This is a genomic window from Streptomyces sp. SCSIO 30461, assembly GCF_037023745.1.
Lineage (GTDB): Bacteria > Actinomycetota > Actinomycetes > Streptomycetales > Streptomycetaceae > Streptomyces.
The window spans coordinates 1,476,252-1,498,362 of record NZ_CP146101.1 but is presented as its reverse complement, the minus strand read 5'-3'; the positions used below and the strand labels follow the sequence as shown (position 1 = coordinate 1,498,362).

Here is a 22,111-nt window from a genome sequence, read left to right as displayed (position 1 = left end):
GGGACACGAAGCGGTGCGCGCACTGCCGGCCACCACACACCCACAGCGGCCATTTCGGCCCGAGAAGGACACCTCACGTGCCAAGTGAGCCGGTTCGTCCGCCCGATGACCACGACCGCGTCATGGTGGCACAGATCACAGCCAGTGCCACCCCTCCCAGCAGGAACAGGACCTCGCCGAGCCCGCCGACGAAGAGGCCGTCGCCTTCCGGACGGCCGGCACTCAGCAGCAGCACCGCCACCATCCAGCCGGCAGCCGGCACCAACGCCCCGAACTGAGTCCCGGCGGCGCGCATACCTCCCCAGAACAGTCCCGCGCAGCCGAAGAGCGCGAGCAGCAACCCGGCCGGGAACCAGGCCGCCTGAACCAGAGAACCGGCCGCCCCCACCACGAAGCCGAGGACCAGCAACGCGAAATAGCCCGCGATCCGCGCGGGTTTCAGCGACCGGACCAGCCCTGCTCCGGGCTGGGGTAGCTCATTCGGCTGAGCCGCCCGGCTCTGCTGACGCTGCCGCTCACCCGGCCCCCGCGCCCCACTCGGCCCCTTGGACCCCTTCGGCTCCTTCACAGGCCCACTCCCTCGAACAGGTCGTACTCGCACTCGCCCGCGCGGGCGCCTGACGTGCCTCGCGCCAACTCGTAGCACTCGGTGGTGAACAGCGGCTGACCAAGACCATTCGAAAGCGCGAAAAACGGACCGTCCACCACGATCTGGGTTGTATGCGCGCGCATCGCGGCGGCCTTGCGGTCGGCGTAGGCGCCGCCGTCGATCACGGCGGTGACGCACGCGTCATCCACGACACCGGGAATATCCGCCATGCCCGCGATGCCGGAAATCCCGGGAACCGCACCGGAGATCCCGGCGGCACGCAGCGCGGCGAAGCCGTCTTCGGCGACGGACTTCGGCACACGGTTCCAGTAGATCTTGGCGATGGAGTGCGGCTCGCCGAGGTCCGGCCGGACGGCCGGATCTGCGGCGAGTTCGGCAGCCCGCATCGCGACCCGGTGCGCCTGGATGTGGTCGGGGTGGCCGTAGCCGCCGTCCGGGTCGTAGGTGATGAGGACCTGCGGCCGTACCGAACGGACCACCTCGACGAGAAGGTGCGCGGCCTCGTCCACGTCCGCGCTCCAGAAGGCGCCGCCACGCCGGTTCTGCGGCAGTCCCATCATCCCGGAGTCACGGAAACGCCCAGGGCCTCCGAGGAAGCGGTGGTCGGTGACACCCAGCTCGGCCATGGCTGCGGCCAGTTCCCCGATCCGGTGCGCGCCGAGCGCGTCGTCCCGGTCGGCGGTGAGCCGGGCGAGGGCGGGCGGGATGACCTCGCCCTCCTCACCGAGAGTGCAGGTCACCAGGGTGACCAGGGCACCCTCGGCGGCATACCGCGCCATCGTGGCACCGTTGTTGATCGACTCGTCGTCCGGGTGCGCGTGCACCAGCAGCAGACGACGGGCTGGGAGCTCCGTCATGCCCCCAGCCTACGAGGCCCCCGGACAGGAGCTGGGTCCTGTCCGGCCCTGGAGCCTTGCGTGTGGATCCTGCCGGGCTGGTCCAGACGAAAGGCACGCAGGTCCCGTCCGGGCGATCGTCTCGGGCCGCGAGGCGAAGCTAGAACTTGAGGCCCCCGATCATCCCCGCGACGTTCGTGGTCAGCTGGCTGATCGTGGGCGCGATGGACGAGCTCGCGAGATAGAACCCGAGCAGCATGCAGACCGCCGCGTGTCCCGCCTTCAGGCCGGATTTCCTGACCAGCAGGAAGACGATGATCGCCAGCAGCACCACCGCCGAAATCGAGAGTGCCACGGCGGTTCACCTCCACAGATATTCAGCCGGTAAGGGGCAGAGCGCATGTGCCGGAGGAGTCATACCCACCTCGCGCTAGGGATCATAACTATCCATAGGCACGCATCGATCGGTGCACGGCAGCACGTGGGGGCGCACAGCACTAGATTCGGCCATATGACCTCGAGGCCGCTGCACTCCCCTGTCCCCACAGCCCCTTCGGCTCCGCTCAGCTTCCCTCGCCAGTACGCCAGGACCCAGCGCTTCGGGCTCGGCGCACCCCGGTCGTTCACGGTGGCGCCGGACGGCTCGCGGGTGGTCTTCCTGCGCTCCCCCTCGGGGACGGAAACGGCCAACCGGTTGTGGGTGCTGGACCTTGAAGGCATCGACGGAACGGGCGGCGGCGCCCAGGAGGGCGCTGTCGGCGCCGAGCGGCTGGCGGCGGACCCCGATGTGCTGCTGGAGGGAGCCACCGAGGAGCTGTCGGCCGAGGAACGGGCACGGCGGGAGCGCAGTCGTGAGGGTTCCGGAGGGATCGTCTCGTATGCCGTCGACCATGCGGTGGAGTTGGCGGCGTTCGCGCTGTCCGGACGGCTGTTCACGGCGGAGCTGCGCGCCGGCACGGCCCGCGAACTGCCCGCGACCGGGCCGGTGCTCGATCCCCGGCCGTCCCCGGACGGGCGGCTGGTCGCCTACGCGGCGCGGGGCGCGCTCCGGGTGATCGGCGCGGAGGGCGACGGGGATCGCGCGCTGGCCGAGCCGGAGGACGACCAGGTCTCCTACGGCGTCGCGGAGTTCATCGCGGCCGAGGAGATGGGGCGTTCTCGCGGGTTCTGGTGGTCGCCCGAAAGCGACCGGCTGCTGGTGGCGCGGGTCGACGAATCCCCCGTACAACGCTGGTGGATCGCCGATCCGGCACGGCCGGAGCGGGAGCCGGCCCGGGTCGCCTACCCGGCGGCCGGGACACCCAACGCGGATGTACGGCTGCTCCTGATCGGTCTCGACGGGACGCGCACCGAGGTGGAATGGGACCGGGCGCGGTACCCGTATCTGGCCCGGGTGCACTGGTCGGCGAGCGGCGCTCCGCTGCTGCTGGTGCAGGAGCGCAGGCAGGGCGCCGCCGCGTTTCTCACCGTGGACACCGCCACCGGCGCGACCCGCACGGTCCAGGTGGACGTGGACCCTGTGTGGCTCGAACTGTGCGGCGGGGTGCCCGCCTGGTCTCCGGACGGGCGGCTGGTGCGGATCACCGACCAGGACGGCACCCGGGTGCTCGCGGTGGGCGACCGGCCGCTGACCGGACCCCGTCTGCATGTGCGGGCGGTGTTGGACGTCGGCGAGCAGGACATCCTTGTGTCGGCCTCCGCCGGCGCGCGGGCGGCCGAGCCCGAGATCGGCGAGATCCATGTGTACCGGGTCGGCGAGAGCGGCGCGAAGCGGGTCTCGGAGGGCGCCGGGGTGCATACGGCGGTGCGTTCCTGCGGGGTGACCGTGCTCGCGTCCGCCCGGCCCGAATCGAGCGGCGCGACGGTACGCGTGGTGAGAGACGGCATTCAGCTCGCCGTGATCGCCTCGTATGCCCAGCGGCCGGTGCTGTCCCCGCGCATGGAGTTCACGGAAGGGGGCACGCGGCGCATCCCGTGCGCCGTCCTGCTCCCGTCGGGCTGGCGGGAATCGGACGGTCCGCTCCCGGTTCTGATGGACCCGTACGGGGGACCCCATGGACAGCGCGTGGTTGCCGCGCACAACGCGCACCTCACCTCGCAGTGGTTCGCCGATCAGGGCTTCGCGGTGATCGTCGCGGACGGCCGGGGCACCCCTGGCCGCTCACCCGACTGGGAGAAGGCCGTCAAGGGCGACTTCACCATCACGCTGGACGACCAGGTCGAGGCGCTGCGCGCGCTCGCCGAGCGTTACCCGCTCGATCTGGGTCGGGTCGCGATCCGCGGCTGGTCGTACGGCGGCTATCTGGCGGCGCTTGCCGTGCTGCGCCGACCGGATGTGTTCCACGCGGGTGTGGCGGGCGCCCCGGTGACCGACTGGAGGCTCTATGACACCCACTACACCGAGCGGCATCTGGGCCTTCCCGCCGAGCAGCCCTCGGTGTATGCCCGGAACTCCCTGGTCACGGAAGGGGGTTTGAGCGGTGCTGCGGACCCGGCACGGCCGCTGATGGTGATCCACGGCCTGGCGGACGACAACGTGGTGGCGGCGCACACCCTGCGCCTCTCGTCGGCGCTGCTGGCGGCCGGCCGTCCGCACGAGGTGCTGCCGCTGAGCGGGGTCACCCATATGACGCCGCAGGAAGAGGTCGCGGAGAACTTGCTGCTGCTTCAGGTCGACTTCCTGAAGAGGTCCCTGGGGATGCGGGTCTGACGATCTACAGGAGCTTCAGCGGGAAGGGGACCGGCCGGTGGACTCGCGTCCCCCGACCGGTCAACGGCACCCGCACGGCCGTACGGGGTTCAGAGTGCCGCGTCCGTATATCGGATGCGCTTCGGCGGCATTGCCCGGGTGTAAACGCGCCGACCGCCAAGTGGGCTGGTGCGCAGCGGATCAGACGGTGCGCCAGTAGCCGAGCGCGTTCACCCGGTCCTTGGGGACACCGAGCTCCCTGCGCAGGTACGAGGCGAGCCCCCGGGTCGTCGCGGCGTCGCAGGCGACCCAGACGAAGGCCTTGGCCGGGTCGTCGCCGAGCAGCCCGGGCAGCGCGGCCCGCACCTCGTCCACCAGGTGCGCCCCGGCGTCCCGGCGCGGCACCGTACGCAGATCGTGCCGCGCCGCGTCGATCCGTATCGGCAGGTCGGCGTCGGACGGGTGCGGGGTCTCGAACCAGATGGTGGCGGGGGTGTCCGGCATTGCGTCGAGGAGCGAGTTGACCGCCGGAAGCGAGGCGGGGTCGCCGATCACGAACATCCGTGGCGGCAGCGGGTCGGGGGCGGTGAAACCGGTGCCCTGGACGGTCGCGTCGATGGTGTCGCCGGGCTGCGCCTCGCGGGCCCAGTCGCTCGCCCGGCCGTCGTGCAGGGCGAACTCCAGACTGAACGTGCCCGCGTCCGGGGCCGGGTCGACAAGCGTGTAGGCGCGCTGGTGCGGCTTGCCCTCGTTCTCGAACCAGAGCCGCACCCACATCGTGGGGTGCACCCCGGTCGCCCGCAGCATGCCGCCGTCGCTCAGATGCACCCTGCGGTACCGCTCGGTGACCTGCTCGGCACCGGTCACCGTGAACGTGAAGTCCTTGCCCCGCATCAGTTTGAGGACGACGCCCTCCCAGCCATGCCCCACCGTGCTCTCCTCCCCGGACGAACAGTTAAGGTTAGGAGAGCCTAACCTAAAGGAGTGTCGGTGTGAGGACCGAGGTCTTCCGTGACGCGTGGGGCATCCCGCATCTGCGCGCCGGCAGCGTGAACGAACTCGCGTACGCCCAGGGGCACAACGCCGCCGTCGACCGCGCCTGGCAGTTGGAGATCGAGCGGCACCGTGCCCAGGGCACATCAGCCGCCATCCTGGGCAGCGATGCCCTCGCCTGGGACACCTTCGCCCGGCAGGCACGGCTCGCGGACACCGCGCGGCGCTGCTACGAGGCACTGGGCGGGGAGCCCCGCGCCTGGGTGGCGGCATACGTGGACGGGGTGAACGCGGGGCTCCGGCAGGGCGCGGCGGCCGCGCCCGAGTTCGCCGAAGCCGGCATCACGCCCGGGACGTGGGAGGCGTGGACCCCGCTGTCGCTCTGGCTTTCCACCCATGTCCTCTTCGCAGGATTCCCGACCAAGCTGTGGCGCGACGAGGTCGCACGACGACTCGGGGACGAGGCGACCGAGCTGTTCGCCGTAGACGGTCCGGGCACAGCCGGATCGAACGGCTGGCTCGTCTCGGCCGGACGCACCGGCACCGGCGCCCCTCTGATCGCGGGCGACCCGCACCGCTTCATCGAGGACCCCGGCATCTACCAGCAGGTGCATCTGGTCTGCCCCGATTACGACGTGACCGGGCTCGCCTTCCCCGGCGTCCCTGGCGTCGCCCACTTCGCCCACACCGGCGGCGTCGCCTGGGCGATCACCAATGCCATGGCCGACTACCAGGACCTGTACCGGGAGCGGCTGCGACGCACCGCCGACGGCGTCGAGGCGCTCGGTCCGGACGGCTGGCACCCGGCCTCGCGGCACACCGAGACGATAGAGGTCGCCGGAGGGGATCCGGTGCGGGTCGAGGTGATCGAGACGGCCCGAGGCCCGGTGATCATCGGTGCGGGCCCGCAGGGCGACGAGACCGTGGAGGCGATCAGCCTGCGGTACGTCCCCCGGGTCACCGGGGAGCTGGGCTTCACAGCGATCGCCGAGCTGCTGAAGGCACGTACGGTCGCCGATGTCGACCGGGCGTTCGAGCGCTGGGTCGAACCGGTGAACGTGGTTCTCGCCGCCGACACCTCGGGCGGGCTGCTGCACCGCACCGCGGGCCGGGTGCCGCTGCGGCACAAGGACAACCGGCTGCGGGTGGTACCGGCGTGGGAGCACGGGCACGAATGGCAGGGCATGCACGACCCGATGCCGCGCGCCGATGTGGCCGACTTCGCGGTGATGGCCAACGAACGTGCGCTGGCCGGGCCGCTCGGAGTGGAGTTCGCTCCCCGGCACCGCGCGGACCGGATCACCGAACTGCTGCGCGCATCGGACCGGTGGAGCGCCGCGGAGATGGCGTCGGTGCACATGGACACCCGTCTCGCGTCCGCCCGCCCGCTGCTGGACCTGATCGACGGGCTCGACGGGCTCGGTCCGGCGGCGGGCGTACTGCGCGAGCGGCTGCGGGCCTGGGACCTGCGCATGGACGCCGAGAGCACGGACGCCGCGGCGTACGCCGAGGTGCGGCACGCGGTCGTCCGTAGGTTCGCCGGGCACCCGGCGCTGGCCTCCCTCAGCGAACCCCTGCCGTACCCGGCGGTCTTCCAGCCCTGGCTCAACCTCCTGGTCAAGGTCGGCTATGCGCTCGAAGTGCTGCTCACCACCGAGTTGCTGCCCGGCATCGACCGGGCGGAGCTGGTCCGCGCGGCCCTCGAGGAGGTGGCCGCGGACCCGACACGCACCCAGGCCACCTGGGGCGAGCGGCACCAGATCGCGCCCTGGCAGGCACTCCCGCTGAGCGACGAGCAGTGGCCGGGGACGGCCGGTGACCACGACTGCGTCCTGGCCACCTCCAGCGTCCCCGGACTCACGGATCGCGCCGCACGCGGTCCGGCCGCACGCTACGTCTGGGACCTGCGGCGCCGTGAGGACAGCCGCTGGGTCGTCCCGCTGGGCGCCCGGGGCGTCCCGGGCGATCCCCACCACCGCGACCAGCTGCCGCTGTGGCTGCGCGGCGAACTCGTTCCCGTCGTCACCGACTTCGCACAGCTCAGTCCCGATTCGGCCGACGGGACCGCCGTCTGAGCACCACCCGCGTACCTGCGCTCCCGGCAGCCCCGGGGCCGCAGTCAAGCACCAAGCACCACGCACCACGCACCAACCGGCAGCACCGCACCGAGGAGAGGCATGACCACCGAGCCGGCCGACCGCACCAGCGTCCACGAGCAGGCCGTAGACGGCTTTGGGACACTGAGCATCCGCCCCCTGGACCCGGAACACGACGCCGATCTCATCCACTCCTGGGTCACCGAGGAACGGGCCCGCTTCTGGGGCATGACCGAACGGACCCGCGACGAGGTCCGGGACATCTACCGGCACATGGACACGCTCACCACCCATCACGCCTGGCTGGTGGAGAGCGACGGCACACCCCTGATGCTGTTCCAGAGCTACGACCCCGAAGCCGACCGGGTCAGCGAGTGCTACGACGTCCGGCCCGGTGACATCGGCCTGCACATCCTGGTCGGCCCGACCCATGGCTCTCCGCGTCCCGGATACACCAACGCTCTGCTGTCCGTCGTCACCGGCTACCTCCTGCGGGAGCCGCGCAACCAGCGGGTCGTGGCCGAGCCTGATCTGCGCAACGCCAAGGCCGTCAAGCGGCTGGAGCGCGTCGGCTTCACGCTGGGCCCCGAGATACTCCTGCCCGAGGTGGACCTCCCTGAGGTGTTCATCCCGCAGAAGGCAGCCCGGCTGGCCTTCCTCGACCGGGCCGCCCTCGAAGCCTTCATCTAGCTAGCCGGTTTCAGGCCGAGCGGTGCCGGGCTCGCCCGGCCCCGCCACCGGTTGCGGTTCGGCAGCGAAGTGGCAGGCCGATTCATGACTCGCGGGCCCTTCGGCGCGCCGGAACTCCTCGGGCACCGCCAACTCGGGCACCTCCAGGGCGCACCGCTCGCGTGCCTTCCAGCAGCGGGTGCGGAATCGGCAGCCGGAGGGGACGTTCGCCGGGGAGGGAACATCACCTGAAAGGATGATCCGCCCGCGCCGCTCACGCGCCTCGGGGTCCGGTACCGGGACGGCGGACAGCAGCGCCTGGGTGTAGGGGTGCGTCGGGTGCTCGTAGATCTCCTCGTCGCGGCCGAGTTCCACGATCCGCCCCAGGTACATCACGCCCACCCGGTCCGAGATGTGCCGCACGATCGACAGGTCGTGGGCGATGAAGACATAGGACAGGTCGAACTCGTCCTGAAGTTTCTCCAGCAGATTGACGATCTGGGCCTGCACGGACACGTCGAGCGCCGACACGGGTTCGTCCGCCACGATGACCTCGGGCCGCAGCGCAAGCCCGCGGGCGATGCCGATGCGCTGGCGCTGACCGCCCGAGAACTGGTGCGGATAGCGGTTCAGGTACTCCGGGTTGAGCCCCACGACGTCCAGCAGCTCCTGGACCCGGCGGCGCCGGTCGCCCTTGGGCGCTGCCTCCGGGTGGATCTCGTACGGCTCGCCGATGATGTCGCCGACCGTCATCCGGGGGTTGAGCGAGCTGTACGGGTCCTGGAACACCATCTGGATCTGGCGGCGCACGGCCTTGAGCGCCCGTCCCGACAACCTGGTGATGTCCTCGCCCTTGTAGCGGATCTGCCCGCTGGTCGGCCGCTCCAGATGGACCAGCAGTCGGGCGAGGGTGGACTTGCCGCAGCCCGACTCACCGACGATTCCGAGGGTCTCGCCCGGGAACAGGTCGGCGTCGACCCCGTCGACGGCCTTCACCTCGCCCACGTGCTTGCGAAAGAGCGCGCCCCGGGTGAGCGGATAGTGCTTGTACAGACCGCGCACCTCGATGATCGGCTCAGCCATGGAGGCACTCCCTCCAGAAGAAGCAGGCACTCGACCTGCCCGGCCGGTCCACGGCGAACAGCTCCGGCTCGTCCGTCAGGCACACGTCCCTGGCCTTCGGGCAGCGCGGGTTGAAGGCGCAGCCGGTCGGGACGCGGAGCAGGTTGGGTGGCAGACCCTTGATCGCGTACAGCTCCCGGCCCTTCTGGTCCAGGCGCGGGATGGAGTCGAGGAGGCCACGGGTGTACGGGTGGGCGGGCGCCTTGTAGAGCTCGTGCACGGGCGCGGTCTCCACGATCCGGCCCGCGTACATCACCGCGATCTTGTCCGCGACATCGGCGACGACACCGAGGTCGTGGGTGATCAGGATCAGACCCATGTTGTACTCGCGCTGGAGCTCCGCGAGCAGGTCCATCACCTGGGCCTGCACGGTCACGTCGAGCGCGGTGGTCGGCTCGTCCGCGATGATCAGGTCCGGCTCGAGCGCCAGCGCCATGGCGATCATGATCCGCTGACGCATACCGCCCGAGAACTGGTGCGGGTAGTCGCCGACACGCGCGGCGGCTGCCGGGATCCTGACCTTGTCCATCAGCTCGACGGCCTTGGCCTTGGCCGCTTTCCTGGACATGCCTCGGTGCACGGTGAACATCTCCCCCAGTTGTTCACCGACGGTCAGCACGGGGTTGAGGGCGGAGAGCGCGTCCTGGAAGATCATCGCCATCCGGGCACCCCGGACGGCGCGCCGCTCGTCCTCACGGAGCTTCAGCAGGTCCCGGCCCTGGAACAGCACCTCACCGGCGGTGATCCGGCCCGGCGGGCCGTCGAGGATGCCCATGACGGCCTGGGCCGTGACGGACTTCCCTGAGCCGGACTCACCCAGCACGGCCAGGGTCTCGCCCGCGTCGACGGCGTAGCTGACGCCGTCGACGGCCTTGGCGACTCCGTCCCTGGTACGGAACTCCACGTGCAGGTCGCGTACTTCGAGCAGCATGTCGGCGGAGCTCCTCAGCGCAGTCGGGGGTCGAGCGCGTCCCGTACCGCGTCGCCGAGCATGATGAACGCCAGCACGGTGATCGCGAGCGCTCCGGCCGGCCATAGCAGCATGTGCGGGGCGTTGCGGATGTACGGGGACGCGGCGGAGATCTCGATGCCCCAGGAAACGGTGGGCGGGCGCAAGCCGACGCCGAGGTAGGAGAGCGTCGCCTCCAGCGCGACATACGTTCCGAGGGCGATGGTGGCCACGACGATGACCGGGGCCACCGCGTTGGGCGCGATATGGCGGACCAGCAGCCGCCTGGGGGACGCGCCGAGCGCGCGGGCGGCCTGGACGTAGTCGTTCTGCCTGACGCTGATCACCGAGCCGCGGGCGATCCTGGTGATCTGCGGCCAGCCGAGCAGCACCATGAAGCCGATCACCGGCCAGATGGTGTTACTGGTGACGACTGAGAGCAGCACCAGTCCGCCCAGGACGACGGGGATGGCGAAGAAGACGTCGGTGAGCCGGGAGAGCAGGGAGTCGGCGAGACCGCCGAAGTATCCGGCGAGCCCGCCGAGTACGGACCCCAGCAGGGCGACGCCCAGCGTGGCACAGACGCCGACGGCCACCGATGTGCGGGCACCGTAGACGACCCGGGTGTAGACATCGCAGCCTTGGCCGTCGAAGCCGAAGGGGTGCCCCGGCTGGGAGCCCTGCTGGGCCTTGGCGAGGTCGCAGTCCAGTGGGTTTCCGGAGGCGATCAGCGAGGGCCAGAGGGAGATGACCACCAGGAACAGGATGACCAGGGCGGAGCTGACGAAGACGGGATTGCGGCGGAGATCGCTCCAGGCGTCGGACCGCAGGCTCCGGGGACGGCCGATGTGCCCGCCGAGTGGCGCGTCCGGTCCGCCCTGCGGGCCACCCCGGGGGCGTGCCTCCAGGGTCACGCCCTCGCTTGTGGCGAGGTCCATGGCACCGCTGGCGCCGGTGGGGGCGATGGCTCCTCCGTTGTCGTACGGCTGGGACTCAGGCATAGCGGATCCTCGGGTCGAGTACGGCATAGAGCAGGTCGACCAGCAGGTTCACCAGCAGGAACACCAGCACCAGCACCGTGACGAAGCCGACGACGGTCTGGATGTTCTGGCGCAGGATGCCCTGGTAGAGCTGGTAGCCGACGCCGTGGATGTTGAAGATGCGCTCGGTGACGATGGCCCCGCCCATCAGGGCCCCGATGTCCGCGCCGATGAAGGTGACGACCGGGATCAGCGAGTTGCGCAGCAGATGACGGCCGATCACCCTACGGCGCGGGAGGCCCTTGGCGATGGCGGTGCGGACGTAGTCGGCGCGCCGGTTCTCGGCGATGGAGGTACGGGTGAGCCGGGTGACATACGCGAGGGAGACGGATGCGAGCACCAGGCCGGGGACGATCAGCTCGCCGAGCAGGGCATCGGAGGAGACCGAGGGCTTGATCCAGCCCCACTCGACTCCGAGCAGCAGTTGCAGCAGCAGGCCGGTCACGAAGGTGGGGACGGAGATGACCACCAGGGTCAGCAGCAGTACGGAGGTGTCGACGGGCCGTCCGCGCCGCAGTCCGGTGAGCACGCCCAGACCGACGCCGATGACGATCTCGAAGAAGATCGCGACGAGGGTGAGCCTGATGGTGACCGGGAAGGCGGTGCCCATCAGCTCGGTGACGGGCTGTCCGTTGAAGGCGGTGCCGAAGTCACCGGTGAAGACGTTGCCCATGTAGGTCGCGTACTGCTGCCATAGAGGCTGGTCGAGGCCGAATTCCTTGCGCAGCTGGGCGGCGGTCGCCGGGTCGCACTGCCGCTCTCCGCACAGTCCGGCGATGGGGTCGCCCATCACGTTCACCATCAGGAAGATCAGCAGCGTGGCGCCGAAGAAGACGGGGATCATCTGGAGCAGGCGGCGGATCACGTAGCGTCCCATCACGGGCTCCCTGGGGTGGTGCGGGTCGGGGCGGGGCCGCGTGGCCGCACCTCAGTGCTCGGGCGTCAGCCGGACACCTTGATCTCGTTGTAGACGGGGACGCTGAACTGGTTCAGCTGGACATTGCTGATCCGGTCCGAGTAGCCGGCGCTGCCGTTCTGGTACCAGAGCGGAATCGATGCCATCTGGTCGCGTACGACGGTCTCGGCCCGCTTGAAGGTGTCGATGGCCTTGGCGGGGTCGGTCTCGGCGTTGGCCTGGTCGACCAGCCGGTCGAACTCCTCGTTCGTCCACTTGCCGTCGTTGGACGAGGCGTTGGTGTAGTAGAGCGGCTGGAGGAAGTTCTGGATGAGCGGGTAGTCCATCTGCCAGCCTGCCCGGAAGGGGCCGACCAGCTTGGCCTGGCTGATCTGGTTGCGGTAGTCGGCGAAGGTGCCGACCGGGCTGCTGGTGCAGGCCCGGTGGTTGTCGAGAGCGTTGTTGATGGAGTGGCAGACTGCGTCGACCCACTCCTTGTGCGAGCCGCTGTCCGCGTTGTACGTGATCGTCAGCCGGCCGCCCGGAATACCGCCGCCCTCGGCGATCAGCTGCTTCGCCCGCCTCGGGTCGTAGGTGCAGTACGTGCCGCAGAGCGCGTCGTCATAGCCCCCGTCGGGCCCGAGCACGGGGGAGGTCCAGTCCCTGGCGGGGGTGCGGGTCTTCATGAAGATCTTGTCGGTGATCTGCCGGCGGTTGATCGCCATGGAAAGGCCCTGGCGCACCTTCTCCTGGCCGGGCTTGTTCCAGGCCGGGTCGTAGTAGGGGAAGGCCAGGGTCTGGATGATGCCCGCGGGGGTGTTGATGTAGCGGTCGCTGAGGTCGGACTGCACATGCTTGAGCTGGGAGGCGGGGATGTCGTCGGCGAGGTCGAGGTTCCCGGCCGTCAGGTCGGTGTAGGCGGTGTTGCTGTCGGTGTAGACCACGAGGTCGACACCGCCGTTCATGGCCTTGTCGTCGCCGGGATAGGCGTCCCAGCGGCGCAGGGACATGCGCGAGCCCTTGGCGTAGGAGTCGACGGCGTACGGACCGTTTCCGACGGGCTTGGCGAGCCAGGCGTCATGGTCGGTGAAGAAGCTCTTCGGCAGCGGCGCGAAGGCGGCGTAGCCGAGGGTCTCGGGCCAGGTGGAGAACTTCTGGCTGAGCGTCACGGTGAAGGTCCGCGGGCCGGTGACCTTGAGCCCCGAAAGGGTCCGGGCGGTGGGTTCACCGGATTCGGGGTGGACCTGGTCGTACCCCTGGATGTAGCCGAAGAAATAGGCGTTGCGCTGGTTGTTCCGCAGATGGGCACCATAGTTCCAGGCGTCCACGAAGGACTCCGCGGTGACGGGCTCTCCGTTGGAGAAGGTCCAGCCGTCCTTGACGGTGATGGCGAAGGTGGTGGAGTCCGTGGTGGCGATCTTCTCGGCGAGCATGTCCTGTGCCTCGCCGGTCTTCGGGTCGTAGCGCTTGAGGCCTCGGAAGATCAGGTCCAGGACCTTGCCGCCCTGGACCTCGTTGGTGTTCGCCGGCTCCAGCGGATTCTGCGGATCACCCCACGACGAACTCACGATCCCGTCGGCGCCGCCGCCGCTGCCACCCCCACCGCCGCAGCCCACCGCGGCGAGCGCGAGGGCGAGCGCGACAGCGGCCCGCGTGGCGGATGTGGCCTGCACGACTGGGCGCATGGGATGCCTCCTCGGGGTCCAGGAAGACAAGTAGACCCCAATATCACCTCAAAACCTGACATTACACACATCGGTGGTGTCGGACAGCGGTACGGCCGCCGGGACAGCTTCTTCCGGTGCCGTCCGGTGACTCCGCCGGAACGCGCATCGGACCGGTGAAGTGGAAGGCGAAGGAAGAGGGGCGGCGAAGGAAAAAGGGCGCCCCGGCCGTTGCGGCCAGGGCGCCCTCAGGTATCACGACCAACCGTCAGGAGGCGTGCACCACGTCCTTCTCCTCGGCGAAGTGGCACGCCGACTCGTGCGCGGCGTGCGAGTCCGAGCCTTGGAAGCGCTCGGGGATCGCCAGCAGCGGCACGTCGGTGGCGCACTTGTCCTGCGCCTTCCAGCAGCGGGTGCGGAAGCGGCAGCCGGACGGCGGGTTCGCCGGGGACGGGACGTCCCCGGCGAGGATGATGCGCTCGCGTCCCTCGCGGGCCTGAGGGTCGGGCACCGGGACGGCGGACAGCAGCGCCTGGGTGTAGGGGTGCGTCGGGTGGTCGTAGATCTGCACGTCGGTGCCGATCTCGGCCATCTTGCCCAGGTACATCACGCCGACCCGGTCGGAGATGTGCCGGACGATCGACAGGTCGTGCGCGATGAAGACGTAGGACAGGTTGAACTCGTCCTGGAGCTTCTCCATCAGGTTGATGACCTGCGCCTGCACCGAGACATCGAGCGCCGAGACGGGCTCGTCGCAGATGATGATCTCGGGGTTGAGCGCCAGGCCGCGGGCGATGCCGATGCGCTGGCGCTGACCGCCCGAGAACTGGTGCGGGTACCGGTTGATGTACTCCGGGTTCAGACCGACGACGTCGAGCAGCTCCTGCACCTTGCGGCGCCGGTCGCCCCTCGGGGCCACCTCGGGGTGGATGTCGAAGGGCTCGCCGATGATGTCGCCGACCGTCATACGCGGGTTGAGCGAGGTGTACGGGTCCTGGAACACCATCTGGATGTTCCGGCGGACCGCCTTCAGCGCACGGCCCGACAGCCGGGTGATGTCCTGGCCCTTGTAGAAGACCTCGCCGGCCGTCGCCCTCTCCAGAGACATCAGCAGCTTGGCGACCGTGGACTTGCCGCAGCCGGACTCGCCCACGATGCCGAGGGTCTCGCCCTGGTAGAGGTCGAAGGAGACCCCGTCCACGGCCTTGACCGCGCCGATCTGCTTCTTGAAGAGGATGCCCTGGGTCAGCGGGAAGTGCTTGACCAGGTTGCGCACCTGGAGGATCGGCTCACCCCGGCCGGCCGGGGCCTCGATGGCTGCCACGGCCTCGGCCTCGCTGCCCGTGCCGACCTTCTCGGCCTCGGCGACGTTCGGGGTCGCGTCCACGGCCTCATCCTTCTTGCTGGTCTCAGCCATGGATCGTCTCCTTCCAGAAGTGGCACGCGCTTCCGCGGCCGAGCAGCTCGGTTCCGTCCTGCTCGCTCACCGGGTGCAGAGCGGGAATCTCCGTGCGGCAGATGTCCTCGGCCTTCGGGCAGCGCGGGTTGAAGGCGCAGCCGGTCGGGACGCGGAGCAGGTTGGGTGGCAGACCCTTGATCGCGTACAGCTCCCGGCCCTTCTGGTCCAGGCGCGGGATGGAGTCGAGGAGGCCACGGGTGTACGGGTGGGCGGGCGCCTTGTAGAGCTCGTGCACGGGCGCGGTCTCCACGATCCGGCCCGCGTACATCACCGCGATCTTGTCCGCGACATCGGCGACGACACCGAGGTCGTGGGTGATCAGGATCAGACCCATGTTGTACTCGCGCTGGAGCTCCGCGAGCAGGTCCATCACCTGGGCCTGCACGGTCACGTCGAGCGCGGTGGTCGGCTCGTCCGCGATGATCAGGTCCGGCTCGAGCGCCAGCGCCATGGCGATCATGATCCGCTGACGCATACCGCCCGAGAACTGGTGCGGGTAGTCGCCGACACGCGCGGCGGCTGCCGGGATCTTGACCTTGTCCATCAGCTCGACGGCCTTGGCCTTGGCCTCCTTCTTGGAGAGGCCCTGGTGCACCCGGAACATCTCGCCGAGCTGGTAGCCGACGGTCAGCACGGGGTTGAGCGATGACAGCGCGTCCTGGAAGATCATGGCGATCTTCTGGCCACGAATCTGCCGGCGCTCCTCGAAGGACATCTTGAGCATGTCCTGGCCGCGGAAGAGGATCTCGCCCTGCGGGATCTTCCCGGGGGGCATGTCGAGGATGCCCATGACGGCCTGCGCGGTGACGGACTTGCCTGAGCCGGACTCACCCAGCACGGCGAGCGTCTCCCCGGCCTTCACCGAGTAGTTGACGCCGTTGACTGCCTTGGCCACACCGTCCCGGGTATGGAACTCCACGTGCAGGTCACGGACTTCGAGCAGAGCGTCTTCATGGTCCTCGCCGCCCCGCTGGGCGGGGACGGGCGCGTTCTTGTCGATGGTGGTCACGTACGCCCTCCTCAGCGCAGCTTCGGGTCAAGGGCGTTGCGGACGGCTTCGCCGAGCATGATGAACGCCAGAACGGTGATGCTCAGCATGATCGAGGGGAACAGCAGGATGTGCTGCGCCGTACGGATCTGGGAGACACCTGCGGAGATGTCGACACCCCACGAGACGATCGGCGAGGCAAGGCCCAGACCCAGGTAGGACAGAGTCGCCTCGGCCGAGATGTAGGCACCGAGCGCGATGGTCGCGACGACGATCACCGGGGCCATGGCGTTGGGCAGGATGTGCCGGAACAGGATCCGCGTCGTGCCGGCGCCGAGGGCCTTGGCCGCGTGGACGTAGTCGGCCTCCTTGACGGTGATCACCGCACCGCGCATGACACGGGTGATCTGGGTCCAGCCGAGGAACGCCAGGGCGAAGACGACCACCCAGATGGTGCGGTCCGTGAAGGACTGGAGCACGACCATGGCACCGAGCAGGAACGGGATACCGAAGAAGATGTCGGTGAGCCGGGACAGCATCGCGTCGATGAGGCCGCCGAAGTAGCCGGCCATCATGCCGAGGGTGCCACCGACGACCGTGACGATCATGGTGACGGCGACACCGACGATGATCGAGGCACGGGTGCCGTGGATCAGCCGGGCGTACACGGAACGGCCCTGGCCGTCCCAGCCCAGCCAGCCCTCCGAGCCGACCTTGCTCAGCTCGGGCTTGCCGAGGTAGTGGTGCACCAGGTCGCCGGCCGTGGGCGAGGCGCTGGTGAACCAGGTCGGGAAGGCCGCGATCAGCAGCAGGAAGAAGATCAGGACGGACGACACCACGAAGTACGGGTTGCGCCGCAGGTCCCGCCAGGCGTCTCCCCAGAGGCTGCGCGCCTTCTCCTGCTTCGCGGGCACGGTCTCCGCCGCGGTTGCCACGTCCACGGACTCCGTGGACGCGGCGGCGGTCTTGGTCGCGTCAGGCATAACGGATCCTCGGGTCCAGGACCGCGTACAGCAGGTCGATGAGCAGGCTGGTGACGAGGTAGACGAGCACCAGGATGGTGACGAGGCCGACCAGGGTGGTGCCCTCGCGGCGGGTGATGGACTCGTAGATGAGACCGCCGACACCCTTGACGTTGAAGATGCCCTCGGTGACGACCGCGCCGCCCATGAGGGCGCCGATGTCGGTTCCGAGGAAGGTGACGACGGGGATCATCGAGTTGCGCATCAGGTGGACACCGATGACGCGGCGCTTGGGCAGGCCCTTGGCGACGGCCGTACGCATGTAGTCGGCGCGCAGGTTCTCCGCCATGGAGGTACGCGTGAGCCTGGCCACATAGGCGAGCGACAGGCCACCCAGCACAATGGCCGGGGCGATCATCTCGGAGAGCAACTGGTCGTTGCTGACATTGGGCTGCATCCAGCCCAACTGGAAGGCGAAGACCACCTTGATGATGAAGCCGAGCACGAAGACCGGGATCGCGATGATCATCAGGGTGAAGATCAGGATCGCGTTGTCGGCGAGCCGGCCGGCCCGCAGGCCGCCGATGATGCCGAGGGCGATACCGAAGACGAGCTCGAAGACAAAGGCCAGGGCCGCGAGCTGCAAGGTGATGGGGAACGCATCGCCCAGCACTTCGGTGACCGGCCGTCCATTGCGGATCTGATTGCCGAAGTCGAAGTGCAGGATGATATTGGTCATGTAGTTCCAGTACTGCTGCCAGAGTGGCAGATCCAGTCCCAGTTCACGTCTCTTCGCGGCCAGCGTCGCCGGGTCGGCGCCCTTGTCGCCGAACAGGCCCAGCACAGGGTCGCCGGGCAGGCTGTAGACCATGAAGAAGATCAGAAAGGTTGTCCCGAGGAAGACCGGGATCATCTGGAGCAGTCGTCGTGCGACATAGCGCCCCATCATGCCTCCGTTGAGATATCACAGCGGCAGCCGGACGGGCCCTCCCTCGACAACCGTGTCCCTGTGGGACGTGGCTGTCATGGAAGGGCCCCCCGGCCGCTGCGTAGGGTGCCGGAGCGGGGCTGACGGTCCGTCAGCCCCGCATCAGCATGCGGACTACGCTGGGATGGTTACTTCTTGACCTCGATACCCGTCAGGATCGGGTCACCGGCCTGGTCGTACTTGACGCCCGAGACCTTCTCCGAGTAGCCCGCGTTGACCTTGTAGTACCAGAGCGGGATCGACGGCATGTAGTTGACCAGGGACTTCTCGGCCTCCTGGAACAGCTTCACGGACTCGTCGAGCGTCGCGGCGCTCTCGGCTGCCGCGAGCTTGGCGTCCAGGTCCTTGTTCGAGAAGCCACCCTGGTTGCCCGCCGCACCCGTGCGGTACAGGTCGCTCAGGAAGTTGCCGTTGATCGGGTAGTCCAGAGACCAGGCCGAGCGGTACATGGACTTGACCTGCTCGCTCTTGCGAGCGGCCAGGTCGGCCTGGAAGTCCGGCTTGCTGTCGCCGGTGCACTTGACGCCGGTGGCCTGGGTGATGCTGTTGCAGACCGCGTCGACCCACTCCTTGTGGCCGCCGTCCGCGTTGAACTGGATGGTGATCGCGTTCTTCGGAACGCCACCGCCGGCCTTGATGAGCTCCTTGGCCTTGGCCGGGTCGTACTTGGTGACGTCGCCCGCGGCGTTCTCCTGGAAGCCCAGGACACCCTTGGCGACCCAGCCGGTCGCCGGCTCACGCGTACCCTGCAGCACCGTCTTGGTGATGGTGGCACGGTCGATGGCCATGGACAGGCCCTGGATGACCTTGACGTCGACCGGCTTCGGCTTCGACCACTGGTCCGCGTAGAACGCGACCGCGATGGACTGGATGGCGGAGTGGTCCGCGTCCACGGCGCGGTCACCGAGGTCCTGGTGGTAGACCGGGAGGTCCTTCGGACCGACCTGACGCAGAACGTCGACGTTGTCGGACTTCAGGTCCTCGTAGGCGGCCTCGAGGGTGGTGTAGTTCTTGAAGAGCACACCGCCGTTCTTCGCCTTGTTCGGACCCTTGTAGGCGTCGTAGCGGACGATCTTGATCTGCTTCTTGTGGTCCCACGACTCGAACTTGTAGGGACCGTTGCCGACCGGCTTCTCACCAGCGGCCTTGGGGTCCTTGTAGAAGGACTCCGGGAGCGGCGCGAAGGGGATGTAGGCGAGCTTGTGACCGAAGGCCGGAACCGGGCTCTTCAGCTCGACGGTGAAGGTGTTCTCGTCGACGATCTTCAGACCCTCGAGCTTGTCCCCGGTCGGCTTGGCGCCTTCCTTCTCGGGGTGCAGAGCCTCGAAGCCCTTGATGTCGGAGAACCACGAGGCAAGGCCCATGGCGTTGTTGACGTTGGCGTTCCAGTTCCACGCGTCCACGAAGGACTTCGAGGTCACCGGGGTGCCGTCGTGGAAGGTCCAGCCCGGCTTGAGCTTCACCGTCCAGGTCTTCGAGTCGGTAGTGGTGAGCGACTCCGCGTTGATCATCTCCAGCGAGCCGTCAGCCTTGTAGTCGACCAGGGTCGAGAACAGGCCGGACATGACGAGGGAGCCGTTGGACTCCATCGTGTCGCCGGTGTGCAGAAGCTTCTCCGGCTCACCGAGCTCGACCGAGAAGATCCCGTTCGGGTCCGCCTCGCCCTTGGCGTCGGAACCGCTGTCCTTGCCACCACCACAGGCGGTCGCAGCCAGGGCGACGACGATCGCGCCCGCTACCCACTTGGCGCTCTTGGCACCACGCATGGGTTCCTCCTCATGAGTCCACTAGTCACAACAAGACAGGCATCGATCTACGCGCGCTGACACCCCTGACAGCGTGCTTGTCAAGTACCCGGAGTGTGCTCGTGAGTCGGCGCTCCCCACAGCGCGTGACCCATTGACCCGAGCTCAACGGAGCCAACTATTAAGGAGCCGAGGGCTATAAACCACACTTAAAGGGTCTCGTTTTGACAACATCGACGGACCCGTGCTGCCCGAAATCCGGACAAAGCGATCACAGACAGACACCCGCGAAACGGACCGTTAACACATGTTCCGGAGCGGTGCGTTCGATAAACGGATGCAACCGGTCACGTTAGGCGCGGAAAAAGATTTGACGAAGGGCCCGGCCATCCTGAGTGTCAGGATGGCCGGGCCCTTGCCGATCAGGTTGGCCGGGAGTCGACGGTCAGCCGCCCGGCAGGGTTGCCGATCAGCCGTGCTTGGCGCGCGAGGCGGCGCGGGCGCGCTCGCGGGCGTCCAGGTTCACCTTGCGGATGCGCACCGCCTCCGGGGTCACCTCGACGCACTCGTCGTCCCGGCAGAACTCCAGGGACTGCTCCAGCGACAGCTTGCGCGGCGGCACGATGGACTCCGCCACATCGGCCGTGGAAGAGCGCATGTTGGTGAGCTTCTTCTCCTTGGTGATGTTCACGTCCATGTCGTCGGAGCGGGAGTTCTCACCGACGATCATGCCCTCGTACACCTCGGTGCCCGGCTCCACGAAGAGGACTCCGCGCTCCTGAAGGTTCGTCATCGCGAAGCCCGTGACCGAGCCGGACCGGTCCGCGACCAGCGAACCGTTGTTGCGGGTCGTCAGGGTGCCGAACCAGGGCTCGTGGCCCTCGTGGATCGAGTGCGCGATACCGGTGCCGCGGGTGTTGGTCAGGAACTCCGTGCGGAAGCCGATCAGGCCGCGGGACGGCACCACGAACTCCATACGGACCCAGCCCGAACCGTGGTTCGACATGTTGTCCATCCGGCCCTTGCGGACGCCCATGAGCTGGGTGACGGCGCCCATGTGCTCCTCGGGCACGTCGATGGTCATACGCTCGACCGGCTCGTGGACCTTGCCGTCGACCTCCTTCGTGACCACCTGCGGCTTGCCGATGGTCAGCTCGAAGCCCTCGCGGCGCATCTGCTCGACCAGGATCGCCAGGGCCAGCTCGCCACGGCCCTGCACCTCCCAGGCGTCCGGGCGCTCGGTGTCCAGGACCCGCAGCGACACGTTGCCGATGAGCTCGCGGTCCAGGCGGTCCTTGACCTGGCGGGCGGTGACCTTGCGGTCCTTGACCGCGGCCTTGTTGTCCGCGCCCTTGCCGGTACCGCCACGGCCGACGAGCGGCGAGGTGTTGGTGCCGATGGTCATCGAGATCGCGGGCTCGTCCACCGTGATCAGCGGAAGCGCCACCGGGTTCTCCGGGTCGGCCAGCGTCTCGCCGATCATGATCTCGGGGATACCGGCCACGGCACAGATGTCACCGGGGCCGGCCTTCTCGGCCGGCTTGCGGGTGAGCGCCTCGGTCATCATCAGCTCGGAGATGCGGACGTTGGCGATCGAGCCGTCCCGCTTGATCCACGCGACGGTCTGGCCCTTGCGGAGCTCGCCCTGCTCGACCCGGAGCAGGGCGATACGACCGAGGAAATTGTCGGCGTCGAGGTTGGTGACGTGGGCCTGGAGCGGCGCCTCGTCGTCATAGGTGGGGGCCGGGATGTGGTCCAGGATCGTGGAGAAGAACGGCTCCAGGTTCTCGCTGTCGGCCGGGACGGTGCCGTCCTCCGGCTTGGTCAGCGAGGCGACGCCGTCCCGGCCGCAGGCGTAGACGATCGGGAACTCGATCTGGTCCTCGTCGGCGTCCAGATCGAGGAAGAGGTCGTAGGTCTCGTTGACGACCTCGTCGATACGGGAGTCCGGACGGTCCGTCTTGTTGATGCAGAGGATGACGGGCATCCGCCGCTGAAGCGCCTTGCGCAACACGAAGCGGGTCTGCGGGAGCGGGCCTTCGGAAGCGTCCACCAGGAGCACGACACCGTCGACCATCGACAGACCGCGCTCGACCTCACCGCCGAAGTCGGCGTGGCCGGGGGTGTCGATGATGTTGATCGTGATCGGGGCCCCGCCGTCCTTGGGGTGGTACTTCACCGCCGTGTTCTTGGCGAGGATCGTGATGCCCTTCTCACGCTCCAGGTCGTTCGAGTCCATGACGCGATCGTCGACGGAGTCGAGCTGGTGCGCGGCGAAGGCACCAGCCTGCTTCAGCATGGCGTCGACGATGGTCGTCTTGCCGTGGTCGACGTGGGCGACGATGGCTACGTTACGGATGTCGTGGCGCGTGGGCATGAGTGGCTTGCGCTTCTCTCGGATCGTGG

At 68.5% G+C, this 22,111-nt stretch carries 18 protein-coding genes; 3 read left to right on the top strand and 15 right to left on the bottom strand.

Annotated features, from left to right (window positions below):
- Nucleotides 1–73: 73 nt before the first annotated feature.
- From V1460_RS06880 to V1460_RS06870, 3 genes are all read right to left on the bottom strand, one after another.
- The gene (locus V1460_RS06880) at nucleotides 74–568 is read right to left on the bottom strand and encodes a DUF6113 family protein (RefSeq protein WP_407077413.1); all 495 of its coding nucleotides are present in this window, start codon (nucleotides 566–568) and stop codon (nucleotides 74–76) included.
- Nucleotides 565–1,467 (bottom strand): N-acetyl-1-D-myo-inositol-2-amino-2-deoxy-alpha-D-glucopyranoside deacetylase, encoded by a 903-nt coding sequence (mshB, locus tag V1460_RS06875; protein ID WP_338672759.1) that lies wholly within the window; start codon nucleotides 1,465–1,467, stop codon nucleotides 565–567. The genes V1460_RS06880 and mshB overlap by 4 nt, the downstream gene beginning before the upstream one ends.
- 139 nt (nucleotides 1,468–1,606) lie before the next feature.
- Nucleotides 1,607–1,801 (bottom strand): hypothetical protein, encoded by a 195-nt coding sequence (locus tag V1460_RS06870; protein ID WP_338672758.1) that lies wholly within the window; start codon nucleotides 1,799–1,801, stop codon nucleotides 1,607–1,609.
- A 156-nt stretch (nucleotides 1,802–1,957) separates the two neighbouring features.
- Between V1460_RS06870 and V1460_RS06865 the strand changes: the two genes are divergently transcribed.
- A complete protein-coding gene (locus tag V1460_RS06865; protein ID WP_338672757.1) occupies nucleotides 1,958–4,156 on the top strand; it encodes an alpha/beta fold hydrolase in 2,199 nt (732 codons plus the stop codon).
- 180 nt (nucleotides 4,157–4,336) lie between these two features.
- Here V1460_RS06865 and V1460_RS06860 read toward each other — a convergent pair whose 3' ends face one another.
- Complete coding sequence (locus V1460_RS06860) at nucleotides 4,337–5,065, bottom strand: siderophore-interacting protein (protein WP_338672756.1); 729 nt, start codon at nucleotides 5,063–5,065, stop codon at nucleotides 4,337–4,339.
- Nucleotides 5,066–5,127: 62 nt separating this feature from the next.
- Here V1460_RS06860 and V1460_RS06855 point away from each other — a divergent pair, with 62 nt between their 5' ends.
- Entirely contained in the window at nucleotides 5,128–7,203 is a 2,076-nt protein-coding gene (locus V1460_RS06855) for a penicillin acylase family protein (RefSeq protein WP_338672755.1), read from the top strand.
- 102 nt (nucleotides 7,204–7,305) lie between these two features.
- Nucleotides 7,306–7,914 carry a GNAT family N-acetyltransferase gene (locus V1460_RS06850; protein ID WP_338672754.1) on the top strand — a complete coding sequence of 203 codons (609 nt, stop codon included), beginning with the start codon at nucleotides 7,306–7,308 and terminating at the stop codon, nucleotides 7,912–7,914.
- Here V1460_RS06850 and V1460_RS06845 read toward each other — a convergent pair whose 3' ends face one another.
- From V1460_RS06845 to typA, 11 genes are all read right to left on the bottom strand, one after another.
- Nucleotides 7,915–8,976, bottom strand: coding sequence for a dipeptide ABC transporter ATP-binding protein (locus tag V1460_RS06845; protein ID WP_338672753.1), 1,062 nt, complete (start codon nucleotides 8,974–8,976; stop codon nucleotides 7,915–7,917).
- Nucleotides 8,969–9,946: an ABC transporter ATP-binding protein gene (locus tag V1460_RS06840; RefSeq protein ID WP_338672752.1), complete on the bottom strand. Its 978-nt coding sequence runs from the start codon at nucleotides 9,944–9,946 to the stop codon at nucleotides 8,969–8,971. The genes V1460_RS06845 and V1460_RS06840 overlap by 8 nt, the downstream gene beginning before the upstream one ends.
- Nucleotides 9,947–9,960: 14 nt before the next feature.
- On the bottom strand, nucleotides 9,961–10,965 hold the full coding sequence (locus V1460_RS06835) for an ABC transporter permease (protein ID WP_338672751.1): 1,005 nt from the start codon (nucleotides 10,963–10,965) through the stop codon (nucleotides 9,961–9,963).
- Nucleotides 10,958–11,881 carry an ABC transporter permease gene (locus V1460_RS06830; RefSeq protein ID WP_338672749.1) on the bottom strand — a complete coding sequence of 308 codons (924 nt, stop codon included), beginning with the start codon at nucleotides 11,879–11,881 and terminating at the stop codon, nucleotides 10,958–10,960. Before V1460_RS06830 ends, V1460_RS06835 begins: the two co-directional genes overlap by 8 nt.
- Nucleotides 11,882–11,946: 65 nt before the next feature.
- On the bottom strand, nucleotides 11,947–13,584 hold the full coding sequence (locus tag V1460_RS06825; RefSeq protein WP_338672747.1) for an ABC transporter substrate-binding protein: 1,638 nt from the start codon (nucleotides 13,582–13,584) through the stop codon (nucleotides 11,947–11,949).
- 247 nt (nucleotides 13,585–13,831) lie between these two features.
- Nucleotides 13,832–14,980: a dipeptide ABC transporter ATP-binding protein gene (locus V1460_RS06820; protein ID WP_338672745.1), complete on the bottom strand. Its 1,149-nt coding sequence runs from the start codon at nucleotides 14,978–14,980 to the stop codon at nucleotides 13,832–13,834.
- Nucleotides 14,973–16,031, bottom strand: a complete 1,059-nt coding sequence (locus tag V1460_RS06815; protein ID WP_338672744.1) for an ABC transporter ATP-binding protein — start codon at nucleotides 16,029–16,031, stop codon at nucleotides 14,973–14,975. Before V1460_RS06815 ends, V1460_RS06820 begins: the two co-directional genes overlap by 8 nt.
- 11 nt (nucleotides 16,032–16,042) lie before the next feature.
- Nucleotides 16,043–16,993 carry an ABC transporter permease gene (locus tag V1460_RS06810; protein ID WP_338672743.1) on the bottom strand — a complete coding sequence of 317 codons (951 nt, stop codon included), beginning with the start codon at nucleotides 16,991–16,993 and terminating at the stop codon, nucleotides 16,043–16,045.
- Nucleotides 16,986–17,918: an ABC transporter permease gene (locus V1460_RS06805; protein WP_338677929.1), complete on the bottom strand. Its 933-nt coding sequence runs from the start codon at nucleotides 17,916–17,918 to the stop codon at nucleotides 16,986–16,988. The genes V1460_RS06810 and V1460_RS06805 overlap by 8 nt, the downstream gene beginning before the upstream one ends.
- A 170-nt stretch (nucleotides 17,919–18,088) precedes the next feature.
- The gene (locus V1460_RS06800; RefSeq protein ID WP_338672742.1) at nucleotides 18,089–19,726 is read right to left on the bottom strand and encodes an ABC transporter substrate-binding protein; all 1,638 of its coding nucleotides are present in this window, start codon (nucleotides 19,724–19,726) and stop codon (nucleotides 18,089–18,091) included.
- Between the two features lie 448 nt (nucleotides 19,727–20,174).
- The gene (typA, locus tag V1460_RS06795; protein ID WP_338672741.1) at nucleotides 20,175–22,082 is read right to left on the bottom strand and encodes a translational GTPase TypA; all 1,908 of its coding nucleotides are present in this window, start codon (nucleotides 22,080–22,082) and stop codon (nucleotides 20,175–20,177) included.
- Nucleotides 22,083–22,111 lie beyond the last annotated feature (29 nt).